This is a genomic window from Hydrogenophaga sp. (assembly GCF_051007235.1).
Classification (GTDB): Bacteria; Pseudomonadota; Gammaproteobacteria; order Burkholderiales; family Burkholderiaceae_C; genus Hydrogenophaga.
Genome location: NZ_JBPCSJ010000434.1, coordinates 1 through 5,599, shown reverse-complemented (window position 1 = coordinate 5,599; position 5,599 = coordinate 1). Strand labels below are relative to the sequence as shown.

The following is a 5,599-nucleotide window of genomic DNA, read 5'->3' as shown; positions in this document are numbered from 1 at the left end:
AAAAGAGCGTGAAAAAAAGCGCTCAGTGACCCGAACCGGTCGGTGCGCGCCCAGCCCCGGGGCGGCCCGGCTTGAACTTCCCTTACCGCGCACCATCTGAGACCGCATGAACGCTGCCGCCCCGACCAACGCCCTGCTCGCCCCCGCCGACCTTCCCCTGTTCGATGCCATCACCCCGGCCCAGGTCGGGCCGGCCATGGACGCTTTGCTGGTCGATGCCAGCACAGCCTTGGAGCGCGTGACCGCCGCCGACTTCCCGACAGACTGGGCGCGAATCGCCCAGGTGTTGGACGTGGCCACCGAACGCCTGGCCCGTGCCTGGGGCGCTGTCAGCCATCTCAACAGCGTGGCCGACACGCCCGTGTTGCGCGCCGCCTACAACGAGGCCCTGCCCAAAGTGACCGAGTTCTGGACCCGGCTGGGTTCCGATGAACGGCTGTACGCCAAGTACAAGGGCATGGACCCGGCCCGACTGACACCCGAGCAGGCGCAGGCGCACAAGAACGCCATGCGTGGCTTTGTCCTCGGCGGCGCCGAGCTGCAAGGCGCGGCCAAGGAGCGGTTTGCCGCCATCCAAGAACGCCATGCCGAGCTGGCGCAAAAATTCAGCGAAAACGCGCTCGATGCCACCGACGCTTTTGAACTCTACGTGGACACCGCGGAACTGGCTGGCGTGCCGGACGACGTGCAACAGGCCACGGCCGCTGCAGCGCAGACCGAAGGCAAGACCGGCCACAAGCTCACGCTGAAAATGCCCTGCTACCTGCCGGTGATGCAGTTCGCCCACAGCAGTGCGCTACGCCAAAAGCTCTACCAAGCCTACGTCACACGCGCCAGCGAGCAGGCCGACGGCGAGACGAAAAAGTTCGACAACACCGCCATCATGGGCGAGCTGCTGGCCCTGCGCCACGAGGAAGCCCAGCTGCTGGGTCACCGGCACTTTGCCGACGTGTCCCTGGTGCCCAAGATGGCGGAGTCACCCGAACAGGTGATCGGCTTCCTGCGCGATCTCGCACAGAAAGCACGTCCATACGCGGAGCAGGACCTGGCAGACATGCGTGCCTTTGCCGCTGAGCAGCTGGGCCTGAAAGACCCGCAGCCCTGGGACTGGCCGTACATCGGCGAGAAACTCAAGGAAGCGCGCTACGCCTTCAGCGAACAGGAAGTCAAACCGTATTTCACCGCGCCCAAGGTGCTGGCCGGACTGTTCCAGATCATTGAGACGCTGTTCGAAGTGGCCATCCGCCGCGACAGCGCGCCGGTCTGGCACCCCTCGGTGGAGTTCTACCGCATCGAGCGCAGCACGCCCGCCGGCGTGCAGCTGGTGGGCCAGTTCTACCTGGACCCGTCGGCCCGAACCGGCAAACGCGGCGGCGCCTGGATGGACGACGTGCGCGCCCGCTGGCTGCGCCCCGACACCGGCGTCCTGCAGACGCCGGTGGCGCACCTGGTGTGCAACTTCGCCGAGGGCGTGAACGGCAAACCGCCGCTGCTCACGCACGACGACGTCATCACCCTCTTCCACGAGTTCGGCCACGGTCTGCACCACATGCTCACCCAGGTGAACGAGCGCGACGTCTCGGGCATCAGCGGTGTGGAATGGGATGCGGTGGAACTGCCCAGCCAGTTCATGGAGAACTTCTGCTGGGAATGGGACGTGCTCAAGCACATGACCGCCCATGTGGACAGCGGCGAACCGCTGCCGCGCGCGCTGTACGACAAGATGCTGGCGGCCAAGAACTTCCAGAGCGGCCTGCAGACGCTGCGCCAGGTGGAGTTCTCGCTGTTCGACATGCTGCTGCACAGCCAGCCGCAGCCCGTGACCACGGGCGAAGCCATCCTGGCCCTGCTCCAGCAGGTTCGAGCAGAGGTGGCCGTGCTGCAGCCGCCCGCCTACAGCCGCACCGCCAACACCTTCAGCCACATCTTTGCGGGCGGGTACTCGGCGGGCTACTACAGCTACAAGTGGGCCGAGGTGCTGTCGGCCGACGCCTACGCCGCCTTCGAAGAAGCCGCTCAGGCAGCGGGCCGTAACACGCTGGATGTGGAAACAGGTCGCCGGTACCGCCGGGCCATTCTGGAAGCCGGTGGCAGCCGCCCGGCCATGGATTCGTTCAAGGCCTTCCGCGGGCGCGAGCCGAACATCGACGCCCTGCTGCGCCACCAGGGCATGGCCTGATTTGATTTGCCAAGGGGTTTGCCGATAAGCGCAGACAAGGAGTCGTTGTGATGATGAAAACCGCCCGTTCCGCTGTTGTCCTGCCCTTGCTGGGGTTGCTGAGCCTGCCGCTGCTGGCGCAGGGCGTGTACCGCATCGTGGGGCCGGACGGGCGTGTCACGTTTTCAGACCAGCCGCCGGTCGCCTCGGCAAACGCCAAGCCGGCTGCGGGTGCTGGCAGCTCCGGCAGCGCCAGCGGCGGGTCCCTGCCTTATGAACTGCGCCAGGTGGTCAGCCGCTACCCGGTGACGCTGTACACCAGCAAGGAATGCGCGCCCTGCAACAGCGGGCGCAACCTGCTGAACGCGCGGGGCATTCCGTACACCGAGAAAACGATCACCACCGCCCAGGACACCGAAGCGTTCAAACGCCTCAATGGCGATGGTTCCCTGCCTTTCCTGACCATCGGCGGTCAGCAGATCAAGGGCTATTCGGACGGCGAATGGACGCAGTACCTGGACGCCGCCGGGTACCCCAAACAGTCCCAGCTCCCGGGCAGCTACCAGCGCCCGGCGCCTGCGCCGCTGGTGGCCATCAAGCCGGTGGAGGTGGCGCCCCCCAAGAGCGCCGCGCCAGTGGCATCCAGCCCCGCGGCGGTGCCGGTCGCGCCACCGGTGACCAACCCCGCCGGCATCCGGTTCTAAAACGGGCGCTACAGCGGCGCCCGTAGCCCGGCCTCAGAAGTTCAGCGTCTTCACACCGGTGCTGGTGCCCAGCAGGCACACGTGGGCCTTCTGGTACGCGAACACGCCCACCGTCACCACGCCCGGCCACTGGTTGACCTGGCTCTCAAACGCCAGCGGATCGGCGACCTGCAAGCCGGTCACATCCAGGATGTGCTGGCCGTTGTCGGTCACCAGTGGCTGCCCGTCTTTCAGACGCACCGTCGCCTTGCCGCCCATGGCGGCGAACTGGCGCGCCACACGTGCCGTGGCCATGGGGATCACCTCCACCGGCAGCGGAAAAGCGCCCAGGTGCTTGACCATCTTGGATTCGTCGGCGATGCAGACGAAACGGCGCGACTGGGCAGCGACGATCTTCTCGCGCGTGAGCGCGGCACCGCCGCCCTTGACCATGTAGCCGCTGGCGTCGATCTCGTCGGCACCATCGATGTAGACCGACAGTTCGGCCACGTCGTTGGCCTCGAACACCGGGATGCCCAGCGCCTGCAGGCGCGCGGTGGAGGCCACCGAGCTGGACACGGCGCCCTGGATCTGGTCCTTCATCGAAGCCAATGCGTCGATGAACTTGTTGACCGTGGAGCCTGTGCCCACGCCGACGATCTCGCCGGGGGTGACGTATTGAAGGGCGGCCTGGCCCACCAGGGCTTTGAGTTCGTCTTGGGTCATTTGAGACAATCCGGGGTTGCTTTGAATCCCACGATTATCCAATGCCCCTCATCCCTTACGGTCTCACCCGCCCCATCCTCTTCGGCATGGACCCCGAAGCCGCGCACGAACTGACGCTGGACAACATCGCCCGCTTTCAGCATTCACCGCTGAGCTGCCTGTGGGGTGAGCAGCGGGTGGACGATCCGGTCACGCTGGCCGGGCTGCGCTTTCCCAACCGGGTCGGCCTGGCGGCGGGTCTGGACAAGAACGCCCGCTGTATCGATGGCCTGGCGGCCATGGGTTTCGGCTTCGTCGAGGTCGGCACCGTCACCCCCAAGGGCCAGCCAGGCAACCCCAAGCCGCGCATGTTCCGCATCCCTGAACGCAGCGCGCTGATCAACCGCCTGGGCTTCAACAACGAGGGGTTGGACGCCTTTCTGGCGAACGTGCAGAAAGCGCGCTTCCGGCAAAAGTCGGGCAAACCTGGCGGCGCAGCGCCCATGCTGCTGGGCCTGAACATCGGCAAGAACGCCGCCACCCCCATCGAGCAGGCCACCGACGACTACCTCACCTGCCTGGACGGCGTGTACCCGTACGCCGACTACGTGACGGTCAACATCTCCAGCCCCAACACCAAGAACCTGCGCAGCCTGCAAAGCGACGAGGCGCTGGACGCCCTGCTGGGCGCCGTGATGGAGCGGCGCGAACAGCTCGCCCAACGCCACGGCAAACAATCACCGGTGTTCCTGAAAATCGCGCCCGACCTGGACGACGCGCAGATCGGCGTCATCGCGGCCACGCTGCAGCGCTACGGCTGTGGCGCCGACGGGCAAGCCCAGGGACGGCTGGGCGTGATCGCCACCAACACCACGCTCAGCCGTGACGCCGTCAAAGGCCTGCGACACGCGGACGAAACCGGCGGCCTGTCGGGAGCGCCGGTGCTCGAAGCCAGCAACCGTGTGATCCGCCAGCTGCGCATGGCACTGGGCAAGGGCTTTCCCATCGTGGGCGTGGGTGGCATCCTCAGCGGCGCCGACGCGGTGAGCAAGATCGCTGCCGGCGCTGACGTGGTGCAGATCTACACCGGGCTGATCTACAAGGGTCCGGCCCTGGTGCGCGAAGCGGCGCAGGCCCTCAAGGCTGCGCGCTGAGCAGACCGGCCACGTGTTCGGCGATGGCCAGACTGCTGGTCAGACCGGGCGATTCGATGCCGAACAGGTTGACCAAGCCCGGCACGCCGTGCACCGCCGGGCCATCGATGCGGAAATCCGCGGCAGGCTCATCCTGGCCGCTGATCTTGGGCCGCATGCCGGCGTAACCCGGCTGCAGAGCACCATCAGGCAGGCCCGGCCAGTAACGGCGGACCTCGGCGTAGAAACCCTCGCCCCGCGCCGCGTCCACCTGCAGGTCACCAGGGTCGTCCACCCATTGCACATCGGGGCCGAACTTGGCCTGCCCACCCAGGTCGAGGGTCAGGTGCACGCCCAGCCCAGCCAGGTGCTTGTCCGGCTCTGGCGCGGGGTAGATCAGGCGCTGGAACGGCGCACGCCCCGACAACGTGAAGTAGCTGCCCTTTGCGTACCAAGGCCGGGGTACATGACGCGGGTTCAGACCCTCGGTGCTCAGCGCCAGCGCACAGGCCTGCAGCCCCGCCGCGTTGACCACGGTGCGCGCCAGCAACGCCGTGCCGTCCACTGCAAGGACCTCGATGCCATCGACCACGGCACGCATCCGGTCCACGGCGCTGTGGCACGCCACCAGGCCACCCAGGATTTCCAGATCGCCCTGCAGCGCCAGTATGAGGGCGTGGCTGTCGACGATACCGGTGGACGGCGAATGCACCGCCGCCAGGCATTCAAGATGCGGCTCGATCGCCCTTGCCTGCTCGCGCGTGAGCAGCACCAGGTCGCCCACCCCGTTAGCCCTCGCCTTTTCGACGATGGCCGGCAGCGCTGCTACTTGTGACGCCGTGTTCGCCACGATCAGTTTGCCGCAGCGGCGGTGCTGCACTCCGCGCCGCTCGCAGTAGTCGTACAGCAGCGCTTTGCCA

At 66.8% G+C, this 5,599-nt stretch carries 5 protein-coding genes; 3 read left to right on the top strand and 2 right to left on the bottom strand.

What is annotated here, in order from left to right; all coding sequences use genetic code 11:
• Nucleotides 1-106 precede the first annotated feature (106 nt).
• Together ACR2JA_RS15545 and ACR2JA_RS15540 are read left to right on the top strand one after the other, a co-directional pair.
• Nucleotides 107-2,179 carry a M3 family metallopeptidase gene (locus tag ACR2JA_RS15545; RefSeq protein WP_434009983.1) on the top strand — a complete coding sequence of 691 codons (2,073 nt, stop codon included), beginning with the start codon at nucleotides 107-109 and terminating at the stop codon, nucleotides 2,177-2,179.
• Nucleotides 2,180-2,232: 53 nt separating this feature from the next.
• Nucleotides 2,233-2,862 carry a glutathione S-transferase N-terminal domain-containing protein gene (locus ACR2JA_RS15540; protein WP_434009984.1) on the top strand — a complete coding sequence of 210 codons (630 nt, stop codon included), beginning with the start codon at nucleotides 2,233-2,235 and terminating at the stop codon, nucleotides 2,860-2,862.
• A 33-nt stretch (nucleotides 2,863-2,895) separates the two neighbouring features.
• On the opposite strand, the gene rpiA is transcribed toward ACR2JA_RS15540, so the two are convergent.
• Nucleotides 2,896-3,567 carry a ribose-5-phosphate isomerase RpiA gene (rpiA, locus tag ACR2JA_RS15535; RefSeq protein ID WP_434009982.1) on the bottom strand — a complete coding sequence of 224 codons (672 nt, stop codon included), beginning with the start codon at nucleotides 3,565-3,567 and terminating at the stop codon, nucleotides 2,896-2,898.
• Between the two features lie 41 nt (nucleotides 3,568-3,608).
• Here rpiA and ACR2JA_RS15530 point away from each other — a divergent pair, with 41 nt between their 5' ends.
• Nucleotides 3,609-4,700, top strand: a complete 1,092-nt coding sequence (locus tag ACR2JA_RS15530; RefSeq protein ID WP_434009981.1) for a quinone-dependent dihydroorotate dehydrogenase — start codon at nucleotides 3,609-3,611, stop codon at nucleotides 4,698-4,700.
• Here ACR2JA_RS15530 and ACR2JA_RS15525 read toward each other — a convergent pair.
• Nucleotides 4,684-5,599: NAD(P)/FAD-dependent oxidoreductase (locus tag ACR2JA_RS15525; RefSeq protein WP_434009980.1), on the bottom strand; the 916-nt coding region annotated here is incomplete at its 5' end. The two genes, ACR2JA_RS15530 and ACR2JA_RS15525, sit on opposite strands and share 17 nt — an antisense overlap.

What these genes read in the sequence shown, in the direction of transcription:
- rpiA (WP_434009982.1), bottom strand. Translation starts at nt 3,567, where the DNA reads ATGACCCAAGACGAACTCAAAGCCCTGGTGGGCCAGGCCGCCCTTCAA.
- ACR2JA_RS15540 (WP_434009984.1), top strand. Translation starts at nt 2,233, where the DNA reads ATGAAAACCGCCCGTTCCGCTGTTGTCCTGCCCTTGCTGGGGTTGCTG.
- ACR2JA_RS15530 (WP_434009981.1), top strand. Translation starts at nt 3,609, where the DNA reads ATGCCCCTCATCCCTTACGGTCTCACCCGCCCCATCCTCTTCGGCATG.
- ACR2JA_RS15545 (WP_434009983.1), top strand. Translation starts at nt 107, where the DNA reads ATGAACGCTGCCGCCCCGACCAACGCCCTGCTCGCCCCCGCCGACCTT.